This window comes from uncultured Sulfitobacter sp., assembly GCF_947497275.1.
Classification (GTDB): Bacteria; Pseudomonadota; Alphaproteobacteria; order Rhodobacterales; family Rhodobacteraceae; genus Sulfitobacter.
The window spans coordinates 246,103-268,895 of record NZ_CANMFS010000005.1 but is presented as its reverse complement, the minus strand read 5'-3'; the positions used below and the strand labels follow the sequence as shown (position 1 = coordinate 268,895).

The 22,793-nt window shown below is 61.0% G+C and carries 21 protein-coding genes and 1 tRNA gene; 13 read left to right on the top strand and 9 right to left on the bottom strand.

Going from position 1 to position 22,793, the window contains the following annotated elements; genetic code table 11:
- Nucleotides 1–143: 143 nt before the first annotated feature.
- Complete coding sequence (locus Q1A06_RS12905) at nt 144–836, bottom strand: anti-sigma factor (protein WP_299564149.1); 693 nt, start codon at nt 834–836, stop codon at nt 144–146.
- Nucleotides 833–1,375 carry a sigma-70 family RNA polymerase sigma factor gene (locus Q1A06_RS12900; protein ID WP_299564146.1) on the bottom strand — a complete coding sequence of 181 codons (543 nt, stop codon included), beginning with the start codon at nt 1,373–1,375 and terminating at the stop codon, nt 833–835. The genes Q1A06_RS12905 and Q1A06_RS12900 overlap by 4 nt, the downstream gene beginning before the upstream one ends.
- A gap of 192 nt (nt 1,376–1,567) precedes the next feature.
- Between Q1A06_RS12900 and Q1A06_RS12895 the strand changes: the two genes are divergently transcribed.
- The 5 genes from Q1A06_RS12895 to Q1A06_RS12875 all read left to right on the top strand — a co-directional run bounded on the left by Q1A06_RS12895 (nt 1,568) and on the right by Q1A06_RS12875 (nt 8,033).
- Entirely contained in the window at nt 1,568–2,764 is a 1,197-nt protein-coding gene (locus Q1A06_RS12895) for an FAD-binding oxidoreductase (RefSeq protein ID WP_299564143.1), read from the top strand.
- A 115-nt stretch (nt 2,765–2,879) separates the two neighbouring features.
- Complete coding sequence (locus Q1A06_RS12890) at nt 2,880–3,326, top strand: GNAT family N-acetyltransferase (protein WP_299564141.1); 447 nt, start codon at nt 2,880–2,882, stop codon at nt 3,324–3,326.
- Between the two features lie 48 nt (nt 3,327–3,374).
- Complete coding sequence (locus Q1A06_RS12885; protein WP_299564138.1) at nt 3,375–5,453, top strand: hydantoinase/oxoprolinase family protein; 2,079 nt, start codon at nt 3,375–3,377, stop codon at nt 5,451–5,453.
- A 4-nt stretch (nt 5,454–5,457) separates the two neighbouring features.
- Nucleotides 5,458–7,158, top strand: coding sequence for a hydantoinase B/oxoprolinase family protein (locus Q1A06_RS12880; RefSeq protein ID WP_299564135.1), 1,701 nt, complete (start codon nt 5,458–5,460; stop codon nt 7,156–7,158).
- A gap of 26 nt (nt 7,159–7,184) precedes the next feature.
- Complete coding sequence (locus tag Q1A06_RS12875; protein ID WP_299564132.1) at nt 7,185–8,033, top strand: NAD(P)-dependent oxidoreductase; 849 nt, start codon at nt 7,185–7,187, stop codon at nt 8,031–8,033.
- 44 nt (nt 8,034–8,077) lie between these two features.
- Here the strand turns inward: Q1A06_RS12875 and Q1A06_RS12870 are convergent, their stop codons facing one another.
- The 3 genes from Q1A06_RS12870 to Q1A06_RS12860 form a co-directional block, all read right to left on the bottom strand.
- Nucleotides 8,078–8,548 (bottom strand): MarR family winged helix-turn-helix transcriptional regulator, encoded by a 471-nt coding sequence (locus Q1A06_RS12870; protein WP_299564129.1) that lies wholly within the window; start codon nt 8,546–8,548, stop codon nt 8,078–8,080.
- A gap of 142 nt (nt 8,549–8,690) precedes the next feature.
- Entirely contained in the window at nt 8,691–10,004 is a 1,314-nt protein-coding gene (locus Q1A06_RS12865; RefSeq protein ID WP_299564126.1) for an AarF/ABC1/UbiB kinase family protein, read from the bottom strand.
- Nucleotides 10,005–10,054: 50 nt separating this feature from the next.
- On the bottom strand, nt 10,055–10,519 hold the full coding sequence (locus Q1A06_RS12860) for a CIA30 family protein (protein WP_299564123.1): 465 nt from the start codon (nt 10,517–10,519) through the stop codon (nt 10,055–10,057).
- Between the two features lie 206 nt (nt 10,520–10,725).
- On the opposite strand from Q1A06_RS12860, the gene Q1A06_RS12855 reads away from it, so the two are divergent.
- From Q1A06_RS12855 to Q1A06_RS12845, 3 genes are read left to right on the top strand one after another with little or no spacing between them, the layout of a single operon-like run.
- The gene (locus Q1A06_RS12855; protein WP_299564120.1) at nt 10,726–11,382 is read left to right on the top strand and encodes an ABC transporter ATP-binding protein; all 657 of its coding nucleotides are present in this window, start codon (nt 10,726–10,728) and stop codon (nt 11,380–11,382) included.
- A complete protein-coding gene (locus Q1A06_RS12850) occupies nt 11,379–13,778 on the top strand; it encodes an ABC transporter permease (RefSeq protein ID WP_299564117.1) in 2,400 nt (799 codons plus the stop codon). The genes Q1A06_RS12855 and Q1A06_RS12850 overlap by 4 nt, the downstream gene beginning before the upstream one ends.
- Nucleotides 13,768–14,808 carry a lipocalin-like domain-containing protein gene (locus tag Q1A06_RS12845; RefSeq protein ID WP_299564114.1) on the top strand — a complete coding sequence of 347 codons (1,041 nt, stop codon included), beginning with the start codon at nt 13,768–13,770 and terminating at the stop codon, nt 14,806–14,808. Before Q1A06_RS12850 ends, Q1A06_RS12845 begins: the two co-directional genes overlap by 11 nt.
- Nucleotides 14,809–14,827: 19 nt before the next feature.
- Here the strand turns inward: Q1A06_RS12845 and pcaQ are convergent, their stop codons facing one another.
- Complete coding sequence (gene pcaQ, locus Q1A06_RS12840; RefSeq protein WP_299564111.1) at nt 14,828–15,742, bottom strand: pca operon transcription factor PcaQ; 915 nt, start codon at nt 15,740–15,742, stop codon at nt 14,828–14,830.
- An 88-nt stretch (nt 15,743–15,830) separates the two neighbouring features.
- On the opposite strand from pcaQ, the gene pobA reads away from it, so the two are divergent.
- From pobA to pcaG, 4 genes are all read left to right on the top strand, one after another.
- Nucleotides 15,831–17,000, top strand: coding sequence for a 4-hydroxybenzoate 3-monooxygenase (pobA, locus tag Q1A06_RS12835; protein ID WP_299564108.1), 1,170 nt, complete (start codon nt 15,831–15,833; stop codon nt 16,998–17,000).
- Nucleotides 17,001–17,096: 96 nt separating this feature from the next.
- The gene (pcaC, locus tag Q1A06_RS12830; protein WP_299564104.1) at nt 17,097–17,477 is read left to right on the top strand and encodes a 4-carboxymuconolactone decarboxylase; all 381 of its coding nucleotides are present in this window, start codon (nt 17,097–17,099) and stop codon (nt 17,475–17,477) included.
- The gene (pcaH, locus tag Q1A06_RS12825; RefSeq protein ID WP_299564101.1) at nt 17,474–18,220 is read left to right on the top strand and encodes a protocatechuate 3,4-dioxygenase subunit beta; all 747 of its coding nucleotides are present in this window, start codon (nt 17,474–17,476) and stop codon (nt 18,218–18,220) included. The genes pcaC and pcaH overlap by 4 nt, the downstream gene beginning before the upstream one ends.
- 1 nt (nt 18,221) lies before the next feature.
- Nucleotides 18,222–18,833, top strand: coding sequence for a protocatechuate 3,4-dioxygenase subunit alpha (pcaG, locus tag Q1A06_RS12820; RefSeq protein ID WP_299564098.1), 612 nt, complete (start codon nt 18,222–18,224; stop codon nt 18,831–18,833).
- Between the two features lie 110 nt (nt 18,834–18,943).
- On the opposite strand, the gene arsJ is transcribed toward pcaG, so the two are convergent.
- From arsJ to Q1A06_RS12805, 3 genes are read right to left on the bottom strand one after another with little or no spacing between them, the layout of a single operon-like run.
- A complete protein-coding gene (gene arsJ / locus Q1A06_RS12815) occupies nt 18,944–20,209 on the bottom strand; it encodes an organoarsenical effux MFS transporter ArsJ (protein WP_299564095.1) in 1,266 nt (421 codons plus the stop codon).
- Nucleotides 20,206–21,204 (bottom strand): ArsJ-associated glyceraldehyde-3-phosphate dehydrogenase, encoded by a 999-nt coding sequence (locus Q1A06_RS12810; RefSeq protein WP_299564092.1) that lies wholly within the window; start codon nt 21,202–21,204, stop codon nt 20,206–20,208. The genes arsJ and Q1A06_RS12810 overlap by 4 nt, the downstream gene beginning before the upstream one ends.
- Nucleotides 21,201–22,046, bottom strand: a complete 846-nt coding sequence (locus tag Q1A06_RS12805) for a helix-turn-helix domain-containing protein (RefSeq protein WP_299564087.1) — start codon at nt 22,044–22,046, stop codon at nt 21,201–21,203. Before Q1A06_RS12805 ends, Q1A06_RS12810 begins: the two co-directional genes overlap by 4 nt.
- 646 nt (nt 22,047–22,692) lie before the next feature.
- On the opposite strand from Q1A06_RS12805, the gene Q1A06_RS12800 reads away from it, so the two are divergent.
- Nucleotides 22,693–22,780, top strand: a tRNA-Ser gene (locus tag Q1A06_RS12800).
- Nucleotides 22,781–22,793: the final 13 nt, after the last annotated feature.

Genomic DNA, 22,793 nt, shown 5'->3' with positions numbered 1-22,793 from the left:
GCAGGCTCACGTTCATGAGGCCCTGCACGAAAGAGCGCACGGCTCTTACCAGCCGATTGCTACACGAGGTACCACGCGCGAGATGCGTCTTAGGTTTCATCGAAGTGCATTATTTTGCAAAATTGTGACACCTGTCGCGGTCGCTATAGCTCGCTGACGGGTGATGCTGCCAAGACTGCGCCGGTCGGTGCGCCGGTCGGTGAGCCGCCCGGTGGCTCGTCCGAGATTGCCAAGGTGATCTGCGCGGCCTGCGTAACCAGATCCGGCGGCAGCGCAATGCGGACCGCCGGGTTGTTCGGCAACACACCGAGAGACACGGGCGCTTCATCGGGCAGGATCGCCCAGAGTTCAAACACGCGGTCGGCTGCCGCCTCCCCCGCGACCCGGTTGATCGCGATCTGCGAGGTTGCGGGGTTCAGCACCGCAAGCACCCGAAGCTCGGTCGCATCCCCGGTGAGCTGCGTCGCATAGACCGGGACCCTCGCATCCGCATCCTGCGGCGCGGGACCAAGTTGCTGGATGCCCATGTAGGCCGCCAAGGCAATCGCCGCGAGGCTGAGCCCCTTCCACACCCACAACCGTTCGGAAAGCGGCACGAACGAAGAGCCGAAAAGCCGCTTCATCAGCTTTTTGCGGCTGCGGCGCGAAGGTCGGACGGCGGCGATATCATCGGTCATTGCAACAAGGCGTTCCTGCCAGTCCGCAACCAACGCGGCAAAGGCAGGATCGCGGCCATATTTGCGCAATGCGGCCTCGCGCTCTTCGCCTTCCAGAAGGCTCAACACCAGTTCTGCGGCCAGTACATCGTCTTCGGGCATGTCGGGTGCGTCACTCATCGGCTCATACACGCCCGCAGGGATATCAGACCACGCCGCAACCAAGTGCGCATGGTATTGAGCGGAACGGCGAATGTCTCGGCCAGTTCCGCGTAGCTTTTCCCTTCAAGATAAGCCCCGCGCAGGGCGGCGCCGCGATCTCCCTCCAACTCGTCCAGACACCCCATCAGCCGCTTGGCCTCCGACGCGGCGATGGCAGATTGCTCCGGCGACGGACCACGCGCGGCAAGCTCGAAACCCGGCATGTCGATGTCCTGATGACCCTTGCGCCGAGCACGCAGACGGTCGATCGAGGTATTGCGTGTGATCGTGATCAGCCAGGTCATCGGACTCAGCCCATTGGACTGATACCTGTGCGCATTCTTCCAGATCTTGACGTAACTGTCTTGCATGGCGTCCTCTGCCGCGGCCTTATTGTTCAATACACGCAAGGCAACACCAAAGAGTTTCGCGGAGGTGGCGTCATACAGCTTGCTGAACGCATCCCGATCCTTCAAAGCCACCCGCGCGATCAGATCCTCAATGTCCTGAAGGTCCATGATAACTGCACAACTCCATTCACTACAGCCTACAGGGTGACGCAACAGCGCGGAATGTCAAATAGCCAGATTGCCAATGCGCCAAAACATGCGGTCTGTCCGGACACCGGGACCGATGGGAAAAATATTTCTGGGCATGGCACTAGCCCTGTGTTTACGTCAGCCTATCCGTTTCAGCGAAAGGCCCGGACCATGACGACCCCGAACCGCTCGGCCTATGATGTGGTGATTATCGGTGGCGCAATGCATGGCGCGTCCGTTGCCTGGTGGCTCAGCCGCGACGACAGTTTCAACGGCACCGTTCTCGTGATCGAGCGTGATCCCTCCTACGCTCTTGCATCCACCTCCCACACCAACAGTTGCATACGCCAGCAGTTCAGCAACGAGGCGAACATCCGTGTGTCGCAATTCGGTGCCGAATTCATCCACAGCTTTCGCGATTTCATGGGCGGTGATCCCGAAGTGCCAAAAATCGTTTTGCAGAACTTCGGGTATATGTATCTTGCCGATACGTCCGAATTCGCAGCCGAATTAAAGCAGGCACAGAGAATACAGGAATCACTCGGGGCCGGCACCCGCCACATGGGTCGCGAAGAAATCGCTTCCGCCTATCCTTTCTACAATCTCGACGACATCGTCGCCGGCAACCACAACACGGTGAACGAAGGCTACTTCGACGGGGGAACGATGTTCGACTGGTTCAAGCGCATGGGGCGGCGCAACGGTGTCGAATTCCTGCACGGTGAAGTGACCGCGATCACGCGCGGCGCGCAGGGCGTTGAAAGCGTGACGTTGGCGGATAGGACGGCCATTTCCTGCGGCACACTGGTTAACGCGTCCGGCCCCCGCGCGGCGGCAACGGCGCGGATGGCGGGGCTTGAAATCCCGGTGGCTCCGCGTAAGCGCTACACCTTTATCTTCGATGCCGCGCACCCGCTGGAGCAGGATCTGCCACTCACCATCGATCCCTCGGGCGTGCATTTTCGTACCGACGGCAGATACTACATGGCGGGCTGCACTCCGGATGCGGATCCTGACGTCGCCTTTGACGATTTCGACTTCGATCATTCTCTTTGGGAGAACAAGGTCTGGCCCACAGTCGCCACCCGTGTGCCGCAGTTTGAGGCGGTGAAGGTAATCAACGAATGGGTCGGCCATTACGCCTACAACACGCTGGATCAGAACGCGCTGCTGGGCCGCGCCGCAGAATGCGAAAACTTCATTTTCGTTAACGGCTTTTCCGGCCACGGCCTGCAACAGGCCCCGGCCATGGGACGCGGCATCGCCGAACTGATTACCTTTGGCGGCTACCGTAGCCTTGACCTGCGCGCGTTCGATGTAAACCGGGTGCTGCGTGGAAAGAGTTTTCTGGAAACGGCGGTAATCTGACGGCCGCCCGCGCAGATCGAAGCCCGCAGTTCGAAGCCCGCAGGCAGTTTTGGATATTGACAGGGCCGGACGGCAATGATGCCCTAAACCCAGCCCGCCGCGAAAGGATGCCACGATGACGGTCACCACACGCCCCGTAGCGAAAAACGACTTCGAGCACTGGAACCGGCTCTATGAGGGCTACGCGCAATTCTACGGGGTTGTGCAGGACCAGCCGATGCGGGACACCGTTTGGGGATGGCTGCACGACGCAGATCACCAGACTTGCGGTCTCATTGCGCAGGACGCGAAAGGTAAAGTCATCGGGCTTGCCCATTATCGCCCCTTTGCGCGCCCTCTCGCGGCGGCGACGGGCGGATTTCTCGACGATCTTTTCGTCGATCCGCAGGCCCGCGGCAGCGGGGCTGCCGCCGCGCTGATCGACGCACTCAGGACCGAGGGCGAGCGGCGCGGTTGGAGTTTGATCCGATGGATCACGGCAGACGATAATTACCGCGCCCGGGCGCTATACGACAAGATGGCAACACGTACACAGTGGCTGACCTACGACATCAAGATCTGATCGCACGCGCGCAGAAACCGGCAGCACATCGAAAGACTGGAAATACTCATGGCCTCACCCTCTATCCGGCTTGGCGTCGATATTGGCGGTACATTTACCGACGTGGTTCTTGAATCCGGCGATGACCGGTACAGCACCAAGGTGCTGACCACCTATGCCGCGCCCGAAAACGCGATCATCGACGGGATGCATCAGGTTTGCACCAAAGCCGGAATCGCGGCGGCGGACATCGGCCAGATCATTCACGGCACAACGCTGGCAACGAACGCGCTGATCGAGCGGCGCGGGGCGAAAACCGCGCTGATCACCACCGAAGGCTTCCGCGATGTGATCGAAATGCGCACTGAGTCGCGGTTCGAGCAATACGACCTGAACCTGCAACTGCCCGCACCACTGCTGCCGCGCCAGATGCGATTTACGGTGCCGGGGCGGATGGACGCGACCGGCGCTGAACTGGTGCCGTTGACCCGCACGGACATCGAACCGGTCGTCGACACCATCGCGCGGGCGGGGTTCGAGAGTGTCGCCGTCGGCCTGATCCATAGTTATCTCAACGACGCGCACGAGCGGCTGGTCCGCGACGTGCTGCGCGACCGCATGCCCAATGTGATGATCTCGCTGTCGAGCGAGGTTTCGCCGCAGATGCGCGAGTACGAACGGTTCAACACCGTGGTCGCCAACGCCTACATCAAGCCGCTGATGAAGAGCTATCTTGACCGTCTGCGTGGCCGATTGCACGACGAGGACGTACGGTGTCCGGTCTTCCTGATGCACTCTGGGGGCGGCATCATATCGATCGAGAGTGCGGCGGAATTCCCGGTGCGGCTGGTCGAATCCGGCCCGGCGGGTGGTGCCGTTTTCGCGGCACATATCGCCGCGCGCTACGGGCTGGACAAGGTCCTGAGCTTTGATATGGGCGGCACCACTGCCAAGATTTGCCTGATCCGCGACCAAACGCCCAAGACATCGCGCGTTTTCGAAGTCGCACGAACCTACCGGTTCAAGAAAGGATCGGGAATGCCCATTTCCATCCCCGTAATCGACATGGTCGAGATCGGCGCGGGGGGCGGCTCGCTTGGCTCCGTCGATGCGATGCGACAGATCCGGGTCGGACCGGAGAGTGCCGGATCGGAGCCCGGCCCCGCCTGCTACGGTCGCGGCGGTATACGCCCTGCGGTCACGGACGCCGATCTGGTGTTGGGCAAACTAGACCCCGACAATTTCGCAGGCGGCACCATCCCGCTCGACCCCGCCGCGTCGGAAACGGCGCTGACCAATGAAATCGGCGACACGTTGGAGATGGACGCCACCACCGCCGCCTTCGGTCTGGCAGAGGTGGTGGACGAAAACATGGCCAACGCAGCGCGGGTCCATGCGGTGGAGAACGGCGAGGATCTAGGCGGGTATACCATGATCGCTTTCGGAGGGGCCGCGCCCCTGCACGCGGGACGGTTGTGCGAAAAGCTGGGCGTAAATCGTTTGCTGGTGCCGCCGGGCGCCGGTGTCGGGTCCGCTATCGGCTTTCTGCGCGCCCCCTTCAGCTTCGAAGCGAACCGCTCGGTCTATATGACTTTGGCGGGCTTTGATCCCGCGCGCATCGTTACATTGCTGACCGAACTGCGCGAAGAGGCGCAGGGGTTCGTGCGCACCTGCGCACCCGACGCGCCAATCCTGAGCGAATTCAAGGTCTACATGCGCTACAAGGGCCAAGGTTGGGAAATCCCGATCATTCTGACCGAAGCGCAGGCGATGGCGCCCGATGCCGTCGTCTTTGACCGGCTGTTCAACGAGGATTACACGCGCCTGTTCGGACGGCCCGTTGCCGGGCTGGACGTCGAAATCACCGTCTGGTCCGTTAACGCGACCACCGAACCTGACAGCGTCGCACAGGTACGCGAGGCGGCCCCCGGCGCGCCGGCGACGTCGCACACGTCCCGCAGCCTTTTCGATCCTGCGCGACAAGAGTTCGCGGAGGCGCAAGTAGTTCTGCGCAACAGAATGAAAACCGGGCAGACCGTGAACGGCCCCGCCGCCCTCACCGAAGACGAGACGACGATCATCCTGCCCACCTCGCGCCGCGCGATCCGTCAACCCGATGGCTGCATCGACATCACCGCAAAGGATTGAACCGATGGCCCAACATTCCAACGTCGCCTATCAGGTCATGTGGAACCGCCTCATTTCGGTGGTAGAGGAACAGGCGCAGGCGCTCGTGCGCACGGCTTTTTCGACGTCCGTACGTGAGGCCGGTGATCTCTCCGCAGGTGTCTACGATGCGCAGGGGCGCATGTTGGCGCAGGCGGTTACCGGCACCCCCGGTCACGTCAACGCAATGGCTGACGCAGTGCCGCATTTCATCCGCCGCATCGGGCGCGACAACATCCGTGAAGGTGATGTGTACCTTACCAACGATCCTTGGGAAGGTACCGGCCACCTGCATGATTTCACCATGGTCACACCATCGTTTCACAACGGCGCTCTAGTCGGGTTCTTTGCCTGTACCGCGCATGTGGTCGATGTGGGCGGGCGTGGTTTCGGCGCAGACGGCAACAGCGTGTACGAGGAAGGTATTCACATCCCGATCATGCGCTTTGTCGATGCCGGCACGGTCGACGCGACGCTCATCGCCATTTTGCGCGGCAATGTGCGCGAGCCGGATCAATTGATCGGGGATCTCTATGCGCTGGCCACCTGTAACGAGATCGGCCACCGCCGCCTAATCGACATGATGCGGGAATTCACGCTCGACGATCTGGGCGGCATTTCCGGCTTCATTCTTGAAAACTCGCGCCGCGCAACGCTTGAGCGGATCGCCGCCCTTCCCCGTGGCAGCGCCAACGGCGAGATGACGGTCGACGGATTTGCCGCGCCGATCACCCTGCGTGTCAAACTGACGATCGAGGAAACCCGCATCCTTTCGGATTTTTCGGGCTCTTCCGGTCTGGACCCCAAGGGTATCAACTGTCCGCTGGTCTATACCAAGGCCTACGCTTGCTACGCGCTCAAATGCGCGATTGCACCGGAAATTCCCAACAATGCGGCATCGCTTGCACCTTTCGAGATTGCGGCGGAGGAAAACACCATCGTGCACGCGCTGCATCCCGCCCCTGTCGCCTTGCGCCATATCGTCGGGCACTTTGTCCCCGATACGGTCTACGCCGCATTGGACCAGTTGCTGCCGGATCTGGTACCCGCCGAAGGCGCGGGATGCCTGTGCAATTTTCAGATGTCCCTGCGTCCCACTGCACACGCCGCCGAGGGCGCGCGCCGTGTCGAGGTGCTGACCTTCAACTCGGGCGGCTCGGGTGCGCGGCCAACCGTCGACGGGCTGAATGCGACGGCGTTCCCCTCGGGGGTGATGACGATGCCCGTCGAGGCAACCGAACACGCAGGCCCGGTCATCATCTGGCGTAAGGAGTTGCGCGCCGGATCCGGTGGCACTGGCAAGCAACGCGGCGGACTGGGCCAGTACATGGAGGTCGGCGCGCGGTCAGGATACGAATTTGATCTCTCCGCCATGTTCGACCGTGTAAACCATCCGGCGCGCGGGCGTCGTGGTGGCGGTGCCGGCGCGCCGACGACGATCGCACTGGACGACGGCACCCCGATGAAAGGCAAGGGCCGCCAACGCGTCCCGGCGGAACGGCGCGTCCTGATGGCCTTTCCGGGCGGCGCAGGCTACGGCAGCGCGTCCGAGCGCGAGCAGCAGGAAATCAAACGCGACCTTGCGCGCGGCTACATCACAGCGCAAAGCGCCGCCCAGGATTACGGCCTGAACGCCGCTGACATCGCAGACGTCCAGCGCGCGATCCGCGCGGGCGAAGACATCTAGCCCCCCTCTGAATGAAAGGCCCCGACATGACCAGAAAACTTAAGAAAATCGTTCTCACCGGTGCGGCAGGTCGCCTTGGCTCCTATCTGCGCGAACCGCTTGCGAACATGTGCGAAACGCTCGTATCCACAGACATTGCGGAGCAGCCCGCTACGCTTTATCCCGGCGAGACGTACAAGCAGGCTGATCTGGCCAGTTTCGACGCCATGATGGAAGTGATCGAGGGTGCCGAAATGGTCGTTCACATGGGCGCTTTCGTGGACGAAGGTCCGTTCGAGCAGTTGCTCGGACCGAACTTCGTCGGCTCGTACAACGTATGGGAGGCCGCTTACCGCCACGGTGTGCGCCGGGTGGTCTATGCCTCGTCCATCCACGCGGTCGGCATGTACCCAAAGAACGAATTTATCGGCACCGACGTTCCCCACCGCCCAGACACGTTCTACGGCCTTGCCAAATGCTTTACCGAGGATCTGGGCCGGATGTACTGGGAAAAGCGCGGGCTTGAAAGCGTGCACATGCGCATCCTGTCCTGTGCTCAGGTCAACAATGCCCGCGCATTGGGATCCTGGCTCAGCTATGACGACCTGATCCAGCTTGTCACCCGCTGCATTGACACCCCCGTAACCGGTTTCGCCATCATCTACGGCGTGTCCGACAACGACCGCGCGCCTGTGGACAACGCAAACGCGCACTTTATCGGCTATCGCCCGAAGGACAACGCGGAGGTGTTCGCCGAAGAGGTGCTGGAGAACGAGCCGCCGATGGATCCGCAGGATCCAAGCCATATGCGTCACGGCGGTCCTTTCGCGGGCGTCGATCTGGGCAACTCCGGGCTTGCCAATATGAACGTCATCGACGATTCCAAAAAGAGCTGACGAAGTATCCTGCCGCCAGGTGGGGCCAAGATTGCGCAGCATCGCTAGAGCGGATCGCGCGTTTCCGATGCTGCGTCGATCTTTGCCAGAACTTCTAAGAAAACTTCCAGATCAGCCTGCGAAATGCCCTCGACCAACAGTCGCTGTCGCTCCTGCACCTTCGGAAGAATATCTCTGACAAGCTGCCGTCCCGCCTCGTCGATGCGCAGGATTTGCTGGCGGCTGTCGACCTGATCGACCCGGCTTGTCACCAGCTTGCGCTCCACCAATCCGCGGATCTTACGGCTTAGCTGTCCCTTGTCCATCTGAAGCAGCCGCGACAGTTGCGACATCGTGGTATCGCCCATCGCTTCGAGCAGGCGCAAGACACGCCAGTCTACGAGACCGATATCGGAATAGATTCGAAGGTAATGAGATATCTGCGCATTCAGCTTATTGTGCGCGCGCGCAAGCCGAAACGTCATGAAAGACGTAAGGTGCCCGGCCAACAGCTCTTTTCCATTCGTGTCGCTCATAGCTGTTTTTTGCAGTATTTAGTTGATATGTCAACCAAATTCTATATCGCTAATTGTTCATATGTTACCATTCGTCGAGACAAAGGTAAACGGTTTGCCGCGCCCCGCTGATGCGGCTTTCCGTACGACCGCGCTACAAATTTCACAGATGCCTGAAAAGGATTTCCGCGACTGGTAGTTTGGCGCGCAAACGCGCACCAAGCAGGAACATCCCGGCGATCTTACGTTGCAGATACAGGACGTCTATCGGAACAATCGGCGGTACGAACCCGTCATGCGCAAGCGCCTCGCCCTCCTGCTGCATCCGGCGACTAAGCGAGGTATCGGCGAAGTCGAACTTCGGCTCGCGCAGCGCATCGAAAGCAAACATGATCAGGCGCAGCACACGCTCTTTGTGATCGGGACTAACGGAATCGTCCAAAAATCCCAAATCCTCAGCGGCTTCCTCGACCGCCTTTCGGTCACCGTTCAAACCGGATTTAAGGAGCGTCCGATAATGCTGTGAAATCTCAGCGCCGATCTTGCGGGTCGCACCGAAATCCAGCAGCACGATGTCGCCCGTGCTTGCCAGATAACGATAGTTCGCAAAATTAGGGTCAGTCTGCATCAATCTGAATTGAAACAATTCTCTGAGCGTCAGATCCACGAGGCGGGCCATGATCAGATCGCGTTCTTCTTGCGATGCGTCTGCGGCAGTCTCGATCGGGGCACCCTCGATGAATTGCATCGACAGGACCGCTGGCGTCGTCCAATCGGGATAGACCTGCGGCAGCACGAACCCTTCGGCATCCTTGAGCAACGTCGCAAAGCGGGTCAGATGCTGCGCTTCGAGCGCATAGTCTGTTTCCTCATGCAGCTGTCGGGCCGCCTCTTCAAGATAGGGATCGAGGGAGATCCCTTTCGGCAACAGACCTGACATGCGGATCAGCGTACCGACATTGGCCACGTCACTGTCGATGCTGCGCACCACACCGGGATATTGTACTTTGACGGCCATGTCGCGCCCGTCCCTGAGCACCGCCCGATGAACCTGGCCGATGGAGGCTGCCGCAATCGGATGGACATTGAACCGCGCGAAAGCGCGCAGCCAGTTGGCGGGCCATTGCGCCGCGAGCACTTTCTTCAGCTGTGCCGGGGGCATGAAATACGCATCGTCGCGCAGGCGCGCCATGATCTGGGCCAGTTCAGGGGGCAAAACATCCCCTGTATCCATCGAGATCAATTGCCCGATTTTCATCGCGGCACCGCGCATTTTCGCGAGTTGATCCGCGATCCGGGTAACGTTGGATGGTGTCAGCAGCAGGCCGCGCCAGGTCGGTCGCTGACCCCGGCCAAGTTGCGCCGCCCCGCCAAGCGCCATGTTTCCCGCAATTCCAGCTGTCATCGAGCCAAGGCGCGTGAGCCGGCCGATGCGGCTTGACGGCACCGCCATTCCCTTGCTGCGCGCATCGGTCATTTCCGCCTCATCCTTTACATTCAATACTGACTATTGACGATTGAAACTGCTCAATAAAACCGAGTTTCGCAAATCGCGATATCGGCCTCCATTTCCGAACCGATCGCCAGAACTCCGATCCGTCGCAAGCGCGCAGAATCGAAACGGACATCTGTCCGGTGCGGCTCGAATATATCGAACGGCAGACGCCGGACTGACCACTCGGTGGGGGCATCGAAGGCGGCGCGAAAGGACTGCCACGGGCGCGCGAGCTGGTCCGTTCGCAGGCGCATTTCGTACGTCGCCGCGTTGCCGCGCACCTCGAATTCGATGCCTTCCCATACAGAAGCGTCGACCGTCTGACCGTCCGCGACATCGAAAGCCATCTGGATGAAGCCGCCGTTGTTGTCGAGCGACACTGCGCCGGTCAGCCGCGCGGCAGGACGCCCCGCAACGGGTCGGTGCGTCACTTCTCCGGTAGAAACGCCGCCCATCACGGTATCGGAGACGTATTCCCAATCGGGACTTAATTTCATTTTAATTTCTTTCGCTGTTGCGCAGGTGCCGACGAAACCCAGCACAACTGCACCAGGTTTGAGAATATGCACATCCGATGTCTTCTCGGGTGATGAAATAGGTGCGCCATCCGCACTGACCAGTGCAACTTTGCCGCGCCGCTGACCAAAAGACGCTGGCCTTCGCAGGCTGGCAGTTTACCTGTTGTGCAATAACGGGGATTGCCATGTTACTCAGCGTCAAAGCTCTTGCTAAATCATATCCGGGCGCTGATGGCCCCGTGCCGGTCCTGCGGCACGTCGATCTGGCGATGCAGGCGGGTGAAACGCTGGCGTTGACCGGCGAAAGCGGATCGGGAAAGAGCACCATACTGCATTTGGTGGGCGGGCTCGATACCGCAGACAGTGGAGAAATCCTGCTGGACGGTCATGACATGACGCGCCTTGATGACAAGGGTCGCGCAGCGATGCGGCGCGATGCGGTGGGCATCGTATTCCAACAGTTCAACCTGATCCCCTCGCTCGATGTAGCGGCAAACATCGCGTTTCAGGCGCGTCTTGCGGGCCGATACGATCCGCACGCCACACAGGATCTCGCCGAGGCACTTGGACTGACGGCGCAAATGGCGAAGTACCCCGAGCAGTTATCCGGCGGACAGCAGCAGCGCGTCGCAATCGCGCGCGCACTCGCCGTGCGGCCCCGGATCATTCTGGCGGACGAGCCGACAGGAAACCTCGACGAAACCACCGCCGAAGACGTGCTGGACCAGATGCTCGCGCTGGTCGCCGGGACGGGTGCCGCGCTGATGATGGTCACCCATTCGCGCGGGCTTGCTGCCCGGATGGAACGGCAAGTGCACCTGCGGCAGGGCACGCTCGAATGATGCGCACAGGACTCTCGGCGCTTTGGTCGCACTGGCGGCGCAATCCGTTGCAGTTGTTTACGCTTGTGGCGGGGCTCGCACTGGCGACAGCGCTTTGGTCCGGCGTCCAGGCCGTCAATGCGGAAGCACGGGCCAGCTATGATGCCGCTGCCGCCACGTTGGGGGACGGCCAGTACGATCAACTTTTGCCCGAACGGGGTGATTTGATCGCGCAGAAAACGTTCATTGCGCTGCGCCGTGCTGGCTGGCTGGTTGGGCCGGTGGTCGAAGGACGCATCGGCGCACCGGACAACCGTGTGCGTTTGGTAGGGCTTGATCCGCTTACCACGCCCTCAGGGCTTGGCCCCTTGGGAGACGCAGCCACCACCGGCCTGCCCGACTACCTTGAGCAATTGCCCGTCTATGCCAACGCGGCAACGGCAGCCAAGCTGGAGGGCCTGCTGAATACCCCAGTGGTGATAGATGCGGATATCGCGCCCGATACCGCCATCACCGATATTTCGGTCGCACAGCGCCTGTTGGGCATGGATGTGCAGTTGAGCCGTCTGATCGTGGCTCCGGTCCAGCCGATCGGTCGCCCGCCGCTTGCGGAAATCGCACCCGACCTGATCCGCCGGCCCGCACAGGGCGGCGGCGATGTCGGGCGGCTCACGGACAGCTTTCATCTCAACCTTACGGCCTTTGGTCTTCTCAGCTTCGCCGTCGGGATCTTTATTGTCCACGGTGCGATCGGCCTCGTGTTCGAGCAACGGCGCGGCATGGTGCGCACGTTACGCGCTCTTGGAATGCCGCTGAACCGGTTGATCGTGCTGATGGCGGCAGAACTGCTGGCGCTGGCGCTTCTGGGCGGGGTCGTCGGTGTTCTTCTGGGCTATCTGATTGCGGCCAGCCTGTTGCCCGATGTCGCTGCAACGATCGAAGGGCTGTACGGCGCGCAGGTCTCCGGCACCTTGCAACTGCGGCCTGCATGGTGGCTTTCCGGGCTTGCAATTTCCGTGCTGGGCACCGGTTTGGCGGCAGCGGGCGCGCTGGTCGGGATCGCGCGCATGCCACTGCTGGCCAGCGCGAAACCGCGGGCGTGGGCCACCGCGCGCGGTACAGCGCGCAGGCTGCAGGCCATGGGCTCGCTGGCACTTCTCGCAGTGGCGGGCCTCCTTGCTCTCGCAGGCGAGGGGTTGATCATGGGCTTTGGTTTGCTCGGCTGCTTGCTGATCGGCGCGGCCTTGCTGCTGCCTCCTGTGCTCGACCGGGTGCTTGCGGGGGCGCAGCGGTTGGCAACAAACGTCACGGCGCAATGGTTCTGGGCCGATACCCGCCAGCAACTGCCCGGTCTCAGCCTGGCGCTTATGGCACTTCTTTTGGCGATGGCGGCCAACATCGGTGTTTCGACCATGGTGTCGAGTTTCAGACTGACGTTCACTGGCTTTCTCGACCAGCGTCTCGCGTCCGAGCTTTATGTCACAACCGAAAGTGCCGCACAGACAGCGGCCTTCGAAGCGTTCGTCGCAGATCCTGCGCGCGAAACATTACCGCTGCTGTCGGTCGATACGACGCTCGCAGACCTTCCCGCCGAACTGTATGGCGCACGGATCGGCGCGACATACCGCGAGAATTGGGTCTTGCTGGCGCAGGCACCTGACGTGTGGACCCGCGTTGCCGAACAGCAGGCGTTGATCGTGAACGAGCAACTGGCGCGGCGCGCGGGGCTTTGGGTCGGCGATGACCTGACCATCGGCACCGGACTGGCCCTGCCGATCGCGGGCATTGTTGGCGATTACGGTAATCCCATCGGTCAGGCGATCGTCGCGGAGCCGCTGTTCCGCGACCTGTATCCGGAGGTGGAGGCCCTGAGCTTCGGGGTGCGCAGCGAAACGCCTCAGGCGCTGCGCGAATCCCTGATCGAAGAGTTCGGCCTGCCTGCGCAAAACATCACCGATCAGGCGCAGATCAAGGCATTTTCGCTGTCGGTGTTCGAACGCACTTTTACCGTCACCGCCGCGCTCAATGTTCTGACGCTTGCCGTGGCGGCCTTTGCCATTTTCATGAGCTTGCTGACGCTCGCCACCATGCGCTTGCCGCAACTGGCGCCGGCATGGGCACTGGGGCTGACACGGCGACGTCTGGGTCAGCTGGAACTGGTCCGCGCGGTCGTGCTTGCGGCGCTCACGGCGCTATGTGCGCTGCCGCTCGGGCTGGCGCTGGCGTGGGTGCTTCTGGCGGTGGTCAACGTCGAAGCGTTTGGATGGCGGTTGCCGATGTTCCTGTTTCCACTCGATTATCTCACACTGGCATTGTTCGCCCTTGTCGCTGCGGTGATCGCGGCCACTCTGCCCGCCCGCAGGCTTGCGCGTACACCGCCCTCGGATCTGCTCAAGGTGTTTGCCAATGAACGTTAAGATACTGATCACGTTTCTCTTGCTACCGGTATGTGCCGTCGCGCAAGGGTTCGCGGGGCTGGGGACGCAGGCGGAGGGCTTTGCCATGCCCGCGCCCGCCCCCCAGTTCGACTTTCCCGCCGACCATGGAGCGCATCCCGACTACCGGATCGAATGGTGGTATCTGACCGCGAACATGACGGGCCCCGACGGGACACCCTATGGACTGCAATGGACCTTGTTTCGATCCGCCCTCGCCCCCGAAACGACCGAAGGCTGGGACAGCCCGCAAATCTGGTTCGGCCATGCGGCAGTGACGACGCCCGAAGCGCATTTTGCCACCGAACGCTATGCCCGTGGCGGGATCGGGCAGGCCGGCGTGCAGGCCGATCCTTTTACTGCATGGATCGACGAATGGCAGTTGGCCGGCACCGGTATCGACCGTCTGCGCCTGACCGCATCCGGGCCTGATTTTGCCTATGACGTCGCGCTTGAGGCGCAAGGGCCGCTCGTGTTTCACGGTGACGGCGGATACTCGGTGAAATCCGCACAGGGACAGGCCAGCTATTACTACTCGCAGCCGTTTTTCGAATTGGCAGGCACGATCACCCTGCCCACGGGCAAGGTCGACGTAACGGGGACCGCCTGGCTGGACCGGGAGTGGTCTTCGCAGCCGCTGGCGGCAGATCAGACCGGGTGGGACTGGTTCTCGCTCTCGTTCGATACGGGGAACAAACTTATGGGATTTCGGCTGCGACAGAGTGATGGCAGCTATTATACGTCGGGAACATGGATCACGCCGGACGGACACACGACTGCTTTGCCGGACGGCAGTTTCGACGCCGAACCGCTGGCGACCACTGCCGTCGCGGGCCGCGACATCCCCACCCGCTGGAGAGTGCAGGTGCCGTCGCGCGATGTCGATACAATCGTCGAGGCCGTAAATCCCCAAAGCTGGATGGATCTGTCCGTTCCCTACTGGGAAGGTCCGGTCCGAATGGTCGGCGGTGCATCCGGCGTGGGCTATCTGGAAATGACGGGCTATGAGTGATCCGCCAGATCGGCAAAATTCAGCGCGGATCTAGACACATGTCGGCCAATAACGCGCTAAACGCGCGCGCGGCGACGGAAGGCGTCTCTTCAGAGCGGCTCATGATGCCCACTGCTCCCCGGGTCGGCGCCATGTCGATCCGCAGAAGCCCCAGCCGTCCATCCGCGATGTCTTGCGCAACGACGCCCCGGCTGATGAACCAGACGGTATTCGTGTCCGCCAAGGTGACGGCACGGCCAAAAGCAGCTGACGCAGTCTCGATCCGGTTTCGGAAAAGCGGCACACCGCGCGAGATCAACAGCCGTGCGACAAGGGGCCGGATGGCGGAATCCTGCGGCGGGTACAGCACCCGAAACTGTTCAAGATCGGCGCAATCTTCGATTTGCAGTGCTTCGCTTGCAGGGTTTGCCACGATCACCACCTCCTCGGTATAGAGCTGCTGAAAGCTCAGGCCGATCATCGTACCGGGTCGTCCAAGCCGACCGACGACCAGATCCAGTCCCCCACTTCTGAGCCGCGCGGTCAGATCATGGTGCGGGCCTTCGTGGATCTCCAGAAGCGTGTCAGGATTCGTCCCGGCAAAGGCGTAGGCCGCCTGAGGCAGCAGCGACGACGCAACAGTCGGCAACGCGCCCACCTTCAACTGTCCCGCCGCACCGCCTGTCGCCTGGATAGAGCGCAGACCGTGCCGCAAGGCTGCCGTGCTCTGCTCCGCGAATTGCAAGAACACCTTGCCCTGGGGCGTGAGCGATATGCCTGCCCGGCTTCGGTCCATCACCACGACACCCAGAATTTCTTCAAGTTCCTTTAGCGTCTTGGAAATCGCGGGCTGGGTAAGGTTCAACTGCTCGGCGGCAGCCTTGAAGCTGCTGGCCCGTGCGATGGCGCTGAACGCATCGAGATGACGAAACTTGATCCGGCGGTCCATATTCATTCCACTTTCGACATACAAACTGCTCAATATCTCATTTTAAGTACCAATAGAACTATGCGAAGCAGATACGAATGCACGGGAGAGTGGTATGAAAACCCAGGTTGCGATTATCGGGGGCGGACCTTCCGGGCTATTGCTCGCGCAGCTCTTGCAGACACGCGGCATTGAAAGCGTCGTGCTGGAACGCAAGACGAGAGAGTATGTGCTGGGCCGGATTCGTGCCGGTGTGCTGGAGCGGGGGCTGGTGCAGTTGCTGGAAGAAGCGGGTTGTGCCGCGCGTCTGCACGCCGAAGGCATCGCGCATCACGGCACGCTGATCTCTTACGGAGACGAGATGTTTCGCGTGGATTTCACCGAGCATACCGGCCAGCAGGTCATGATCTACGGACAAACCGAAGTCACCCGCGATCTGTACGCAGCGCGCGAGAAGGCCGGTGGCGGAATCGAATTCAATGTCGCGGATGTCGTCATAGAAGGCGCGGATACGGATGCCCCGCACGTCGATTATACCGTGGAGGGGGAGGCGCGCAGGCTCGACTGTGATTTCGTCGCAGGCTGTGACGGGTTTCACGGCGTCAGTCGGCAGGCGATCCCGCCAGAGGTACGCAGGGAATACGAAAAGGTCTATCCTTTCGGCTGGCTCGGTATCCTGACGCAGACACCGCCCGTCAACTCCGAGCTGATCTACGCCAACTCGCCCCGTGGCTTTGCCTTATGCTCCATGCGCACCGAAAACCTAAGCCGGTACTACATCCAGTGCTCGCTGTCCGACAAACCCGAAGACTGGACGGACGAGGCTTTCTGGCGAGAGCTCAAACGCCGCATTCCTGCCGAACAGGCCGAAACATTGATCACCGGGCCGAGCATCGAAAAATCCATCGCGCCCCTGCGGTCCTTCGTGACCGAACCGATGCGCTGGGGTCGTCTGTTCCTGTGCGGCGACGCGGCCCATATCGTACCGCCGACCGGAGCGAAGGGGCTGAACACGGCCGCGTCGGACGTGCATTACCTCTATAACGGCTTGCGCGAATTCTACGAAGACAACCGCAGCGATGGCATCGACAGCTATTCACAAAAGGCGCTCTCCCGCGTTTGGAAGGCCCAAAGATTCAGCTGGTGGTTTTCGTCGCTGATGCACACCTATCCGCACCAATCCGAATTCGACCTGAAAATGCAGGTCGCCGAAATCGAGTTTTTGCGCTCTAACAAAGCGGCACAAAAGGCGATGGCGCAGAATTATGTCGGGCTACCCTACTGATCCCGTTCGCAGCCATTGCGTTTGCCCGTTCGTTTGCGCCAAAATCCGATCATGCAGGAGCCGATATGCCCAACTTACCGACTAAAGGAGCATACCATGTCCGACCGTCTTAAACAAGGAATGGCCATGCGCCGGTCCGTTCTGGGCGACGCGCATGTCGACAGGGCGGAAGCCGGGAAAACGGCCTTTGATGAACCGTTCCAGACCATGATCACCGAAGGGGCGTGGGGCACTCTTTGGTCCGACGACACGATCAGCAAGCGTGAACGCTCGATGTTGACGCTGTCCCTGCTCGCCGCAACCGGCAATTTCGAGGAAATTCCAATGCACATCCGCGCCACGGCAAATACCGGTGCCAGCCCGCAGGATGTGGTACAGGCGTTCATGCACGTCGCTGTCTATGCAGGCGTCCCCAAGGCCAACCACGCCATCAAGCTTGCCAGACAGACATTTTCCGAGATGGGGATCGTCCTGTGAGGTCCGCTGGCCCGCCGCCGAAACCGGGCGGCTTCATTCCGCGCGACCGCAATTGGCAGCCCGATGCGCTGACACCGCCCTACAGGACGAGCATCAAACGCAGTCCGCAAGCCGCACCGTTATCGTTCCCCTCGACCATCAGCGAGGAGACATCACCGGTTTTCGGGCATACCCTGCTGGGCAAACATGACAACGACCTTATCCACAACTACGCGGCAGCGGGGGAAAGCGCGATCGGTCCGCGCATCATCGTACACGGCCAGGTTCTGGACGAATCCGGCCGGGGGGTGCCCGGCGCATTGATTGAGGTCTGGCAGGCAAACGCAGGCGGCCGTTACCGCCACAGAAACGAAAGCTACCTCGCCCCGCTGGACCCCAACTTCGGCGGTTGCGGACGCACGATCACGGACGCAGACGGCAGATATGAATTCGCCACGGTCCAGCCGGGTCCCTACCCCTGGCCGAACGGCATGAACGACTGGCGCCCCGCCCATATTCATTTCTCGATATTCGGGCATGGTTTTGCCCAGCGCCTAATCACCCAGATGTATTTCGAAGGCGATCCTCACATTCCGCTGTGCCCGATCGTCGGCACCCTCAAGACACCGCAAGCGGTTGATGCGCTGACCGCACGGCTGGACATGAACAGCGCAGTACCTATGGACAGCCGCGCCTATAAGTTCGACCTCGTGATCCGGGGCCGCAGGCAGACCTTTTTCGAGAACCGCAAGGAAGGACTGTAGCATGCAACGTCTTAATCACCTTCGCGAAAGCCCGAGCCAGACCGCAGGCCCCTACGTCCACATCGGGTGCACACCAAACTTTGCCGGGCTCACGATGTACGGTGGCGATATGGGCGTCTCGATGAAAACCGGCCCGGTTCAGGGTGTCGCAATCACGATCAAGGGGGCGGTATACGACGGTACCGGCACGCCTTTGCGCGATGCGATGGTCGAGATCTGGCAGCCCGATGCCGCAGGTCTTTTTGCGTCCGCCAACGAGACGCGGGGCACGCCCGATCCCAACTTTACCGGCTGGGGCCGCGCGGCGGCCGACATGCACACGGGCGAGTTCACGTTCGAGACGGTCAAGCCGGGCGCCGTTCCGTTCCCCGACGGGCGCATGCAGGCTCCGCACGTCACAGTGTGGATCGTTGCGCGCGGCATCAATATCGGACTGCACACGCGACTTTATTTCGGGGACGAGGCCGAAGCAAACGCGAAAGATCCCATTCTAACACGGATCGAGCATCAAAACCGGATTCCGACCCTGCTGGCCACCAAACAGGACGATGGGAGTTACCGGTTCGACATTCACCTGCAAGGACCGCTCGAAACGATATTTTTCGATATCTGAGAACCGTGTTTGCACCGGCTTTGTGACCGGACACCCCCGTACCGTCGGCACCTGAGGCGCCGCGATCATGGCAAGAACTGGTTGATCTGCGGCATGGTGTTGCCAGACCCTCATGCAGGGGTCTCTTGCGGGCGCAGCTGCCCCGCCGCGCCAGCGGAAAGCCCGACCATCACTGCCGCTGTACCAAGCATCAAAGGCAAACCGCCGCTTTGATACGTCAGCCCGGACAGAACCGTACCGGCAAGCCGCCCGGCGGCGTTCGCCATGTAGTAGAACCCGACGTCCATGGTCACCCGCTCGGCCCTTGTAAACGCCAGAATAAGATAGGAATGGAGCGCCGAGTTGACCGCGAAGACAGCGCCGAAGACCAAAAGCCCGACGACGAGCGTAACCGTCAACCAAGGCTGAGGTCCAGATGCCGCCCATGCTGCTACCGCCAAAGCGGCAGGCACGGCGAACAACAGCCATGCCCACCTGTTCGCGGCGGCGACCAGATCCGCCTCCGGTCGGGTCGACGCCCGCAGAAATGCCGGTGCCGCGGCCTGAACGGCGCCATACAGGATGGTCCAGATCGCCATGAAGCTGCCGATCATGAAGAAAGTGGCGCGGTTGCCGGCCTCGCTGCCGTCCGACAGAACGGCGTAGAAATAAATCGGAATACCCACGACAAACCAGATGTCACGCGCCCCGAACAGAAAGACGCGCGCGATGCTGAGCCAGTTCACATTGACCGATTTGGAGAAAACCTCGGAGAACCTCGCGCCCTTGCGCCCCCTGGGCAGACCCGGCGGCATGGCCAGCAGAACCGCCAGGAGTATGATGGCCAGCACCGCCGCCAGCACCAGCAGCGCCCCGACAAAGCCGACCCCCGCCAGCAGAGCGGCCCCAAGCAAGAAGCCCACCCCCTTCACCGCGTTCTTGGACCCCGTCAGCACAGCAACCCAACGGAAAAGACCGCCCTGCCCGATCGGCGCAAGCAGCTTTACGGCGGACTTCGACGACATCTTGGCCAGATCCTTCGCGACGCCGGACGCCCCTTGGACAATCATCACGTAGGCGACTGACAAACCGATCGCCCAAGCCGGATCGAGCTGCGCCAATGCCATCAGCGCCACAACCTGAAGCGCCAGTCCGGCATAAAGTGTGGAAACCAACCCAAAGCGGGCCGCGATCCAGCCCGCCGAGAGGTTGGTGATGATGCCCGCAATTTCGTAGAATACGAAGAGCCAGGCCAGTTGCACCGGTGTGAAGCCCAGCGTGTGGAAATGCAGCAGGACCAGCATCCGCAGCGCCCCGTCGGTTAGCATGAACGCCCAATAGGCAGCGGTCACGGCAATATAGGCCGACAAGCCCTCGGGCCGCGAGGGCGCGTTCAAAGTGCCTCTCCCACCATCAATGCCACATCCACGAGACGATGCGCATAGCCCATCTCATTGTCGTACCAAGCATAGATTTTCACCTGGGTGTCGTTCACCACCATGGTGCAGGGGGCGTCGACAATGCTCGACCGGGTGTCGTTGGTATAATCGGCAGAAACGAGCGGGCGCTCCTCGTAGCCGAGGATCCCCTTCAACGGCCCATCCGCCGCCGCCTTGAACAGCGCATTCACCTCTTCCGCCGTTGTTTCCCGTTCGACCTCAAACACACAATCGGTAAGCGACGCATTCAACAACGGAACGCGCACGGCATGGCCGTTCAACCTGCCCTTGAGTTCGGGATAGATCAGGGTGATCGCCGTGGCGCTGCCCGTCGTAGTCGGGATCAGCGAATTGAGCGCAGACCGGGCCCGCCGCAAGTCCTTGGCGGGCCTGTCCACAATCGTCTGAGTGTTCGTCACATCATGGATCGTCGTGATTGAGCCGTGCCGGATGCCCATGGCCTCATGGATCACCTTGACCACCGGCGCGAGACAGTTCGTCGTGCAGGACGCCGCCGTGACGATCCGGTGCCGTGCCGGGTCGTAAATGTCATCGTTCACGCCATAGACGATGTTTGCGGCATTCCCGTCCTTGACCGGGGCGGAGGCGACAACCTTTTTCACACCTGCGTCGAAATAGGGCGCAAGCTTGGCCTCGGTCTTGAAGGCACCGGTGCAGTCAATCACCACGTCGACACCATTCAGCGGCAGCGCCGCGAGATCCCGCGTGCCGGTGAAGGGTAACCGGGTCCCGCCGACAGTCACACTTTGCCCGTCATGGGCGAATGTGGTGTCCCAACGGCCGTGCACGGTATCGAATTCCAGCAGATGAGCGTGCATTTCGGGATCACCGACCGTATCATTGATCCAGGCGATCTGTGCGCCCCGCTCCAGCAACTGCCTGAGCGCCAGTTTTCCGATGCGGCCGAGGCCATTCAACGCATAGACGGTCATACGAAATCTCCAGAGTTCAAGCGCCCGATCGCATCCACTGCATCTTGCAGCGAAACCCGGTCGAGCGCGGGGAAAGGTAAGATGGCAAACGCCAGCACACGGTCGGCGACCGCGTCATAAGCAGCTTCGAACGCGCGGCTCTTGTCGGTCCGTGTCCCCTGTGCGGCTGCGGGATCGGGAATGCCCCAATGCGCGCTCACGGGTTGACCGATCCACGCCGGGCATTCTTGGTTGGCCGCCTTACTGCAAACAGTGAATACGAAATCAAACCTTGGCGCGTCCGGTCCCTGCATCTCGGTCACACTTTTGGGCCGAAGCGCCGTAACGTCATGGCCCTTGCGCTCAAGCACCTCGCGCGCGAACGGGTTCACACCCCGTCGAGGGTCGCTGCCGGCCGAGAACACCTCGAACCGATCGCCAGCCTCCTGCCGCAGGATCGCTTCCGCAAAGATCGAGCGCGCGGAGTTGCCGGTGCAGATGAAAAGGACGTTGCGTTTGCGCTCGGGCATGGGGCCGACCCCCGGGGCTGTCAGCGGATAGCCCGGCGAGCACAGATCCGCCCGCCCTCGGCAGCAATCGAGGAACAGGTAATCGAAGGTGCGCCGAACCTCCGCCATCGCAATACAGTAACGCAAGGACGTACCCGTGCGCTCTTGCGTCACCAGCCCCGAACGCATCAACGCCGCGAGATAGGCTGATAGTGTGGATGGCTTAATTGCAAGAGCGGCGATCATCTCCCCTGCCGCAACCTTTTCGGGATAACGCCGCATCAAAAGCCGGAAGATGGCCAGCCGTTGCGGATGTCCCAAGGTAGAAAGGCGTGAGGGAATCTGTTTTTCCATACTTCCAGAATAATCGAATTACCGGTCTGCGCAAGCGGCGATGCGCGGTGAGCGGTCAGTTAATGCTCCTGCATTCTCGGGGATGGTTTGCGGGTCCGAGCTTCCCAGCGCTTCTCTTTGGTTCAGGCAAGCGCACCGTACGCGGTACCTTCAGATCCGGCCCAGTTCAAACCGTCTGCGGGTCTGTTCGCAGCTGCTCTCTGAGTGGTTGGAGCGGTTCGCTGAACCCATGCTGCAACGGGGCTTTGATAACCCAACTCATTACCGGCGACTGCAGAGCGCACGCCGGGTATCTCCGATTCTATCGCCTGGCTTCGCTCCCTTATAATGCACCACCGGTTCGAACTGCTGTGACACTGTTGATAGTTTGACTGATCTAAACTTCGCAACACTTGTATTGGATCGGTGATGCGAAGACTTCGAGAAGGGTAACTCTGATCCGCGACACTATCGATCCGGAATCTCGCACCATGGCCCTTATTCTCATGGAAAAACGCTGTTCAAATTGACCAGATCTTACCCAAACCCGGTGTCGAAAACTCTTGTTTCCTGCCGTCTCCTGCCTACGTTGGCCACACCGACGAAGTTGAAAAAAGCTGAAAAACCGCCTTGTAATATAGGTATTTGCGCGGCTATACGCGTCGGTGGAGACGTGGCCGAGTGGTCGAAGGCGCTCCCCTGCTAAGGGAGTAACGTGCAAGCGTTCGAGGGTTCGAATCCCTTCGTCTCCGCCACCAAAACCGACTA

Excerpts from the sequence above, each read along its gene's own strand:
- Q1A06_RS12860 (WP_299564123.1), bottom strand. The coding sequence starts at position 10,519 with ATGAAATTAAGTCCCGATTGGGAATACGTCTCCGATACCGTGATGGGC.
- Q1A06_RS12885 (WP_299564138.1), top strand. The coding sequence starts at position 3,375 with ATGGCCTCACCCTCTATCCGGCTTGGCGTCGATATTGGCGGTACATTT.
- Q1A06_RS12905 (WP_299564149.1), bottom strand. The coding sequence starts at position 836 with ATGAGTGACGCACCCGACATGCCCGAAGACGATGTACTGGCCGCAGAA.
- Q1A06_RS12850 (WP_299564117.1), top strand. The coding sequence starts at position 11,379 with ATGATGCGCACAGGACTCTCGGCGCTTTGGTCGCACTGGCGGCGCAAT.
- Q1A06_RS12855 (WP_299564120.1), top strand. The coding sequence starts at position 10,726 with ATGTTACTCAGCGTCAAAGCTCTTGCTAAATCATATCCGGGCGCTGAT.
- Q1A06_RS12845 (WP_299564114.1), top strand. The coding sequence starts at position 13,768 with ATGAACGTTAAGATACTGATCACGTTTCTCTTGCTACCGGTATGTGCC.
- pcaC (WP_299564104.1), top strand. The coding sequence starts at position 17,097 with ATGTCCGACCGTCTTAAACAAGGAATGGCCATGCGCCGGTCCGTTCTG.
- Q1A06_RS12805 (WP_299564087.1), bottom strand. The coding sequence starts at position 22,046 with ATGGAAAAACAGATTCCCTCACGCCTTTCTACCTTGGGACATCCGCAA.
- Q1A06_RS12880 (WP_299564135.1), top strand. The coding sequence starts at position 5,458 with ATGGCCCAACATTCCAACGTCGCCTATCAGGTCATGTGGAACCGCCTC.
- Q1A06_RS12900 (WP_299564146.1), bottom strand. The coding sequence starts at position 1,375 with ATGGACCTTCAGGACATTGAGGATCTGATCGCGCGGGTGGCTTTGAAG.
- Q1A06_RS12890 (WP_299564141.1), top strand. The coding sequence starts at position 2,880 with ATGACGGTCACCACACGCCCCGTAGCGAAAAACGACTTCGAGCACTGG.
- pobA (WP_299564108.1), top strand. The coding sequence starts at position 15,831 with ATGAAAACCCAGGTTGCGATTATCGGGGGCGGACCTTCCGGGCTATTG.
- Q1A06_RS12810 (WP_299564092.1), bottom strand. The coding sequence starts at position 21,204 with ATGACCGTCTATGCGTTGAATGGCCTCGGCCGCATCGGAAAACTGGCG.
- Q1A06_RS12870 (WP_299564129.1), bottom strand. The coding sequence starts at position 8,548 with ATGAGCGACACGAATGGAAAAGAGCTGTTGGCCGGGCACCTTACGTCT.
- pcaG (WP_299564098.1), top strand. The coding sequence starts at position 18,222 with ATGCAACGTCTTAATCACCTTCGCGAAAGCCCGAGCCAGACCGCAGGC.
- Q1A06_RS12875 (WP_299564132.1), top strand. The coding sequence starts at position 7,185 with ATGACCAGAAAACTTAAGAAAATCGTTCTCACCGGTGCGGCAGGTCGC.
- Q1A06_RS12895 (WP_299564143.1), top strand. The coding sequence starts at position 1,568 with ATGACGACCCCGAACCGCTCGGCCTATGATGTGGTGATTATCGGTGGC.
- Q1A06_RS12865 (WP_299564126.1), bottom strand. The coding sequence starts at position 10,004 with ATGACCGATGCGCGCAGCAAGGGAATGGCGGTGCCGTCAAGCCGCATC.
- pcaQ (WP_299564111.1), bottom strand. The coding sequence starts at position 15,742 with ATGAATATGGACCGCCGGATCAAGTTTCGTCATCTCGATGCGTTCAGC.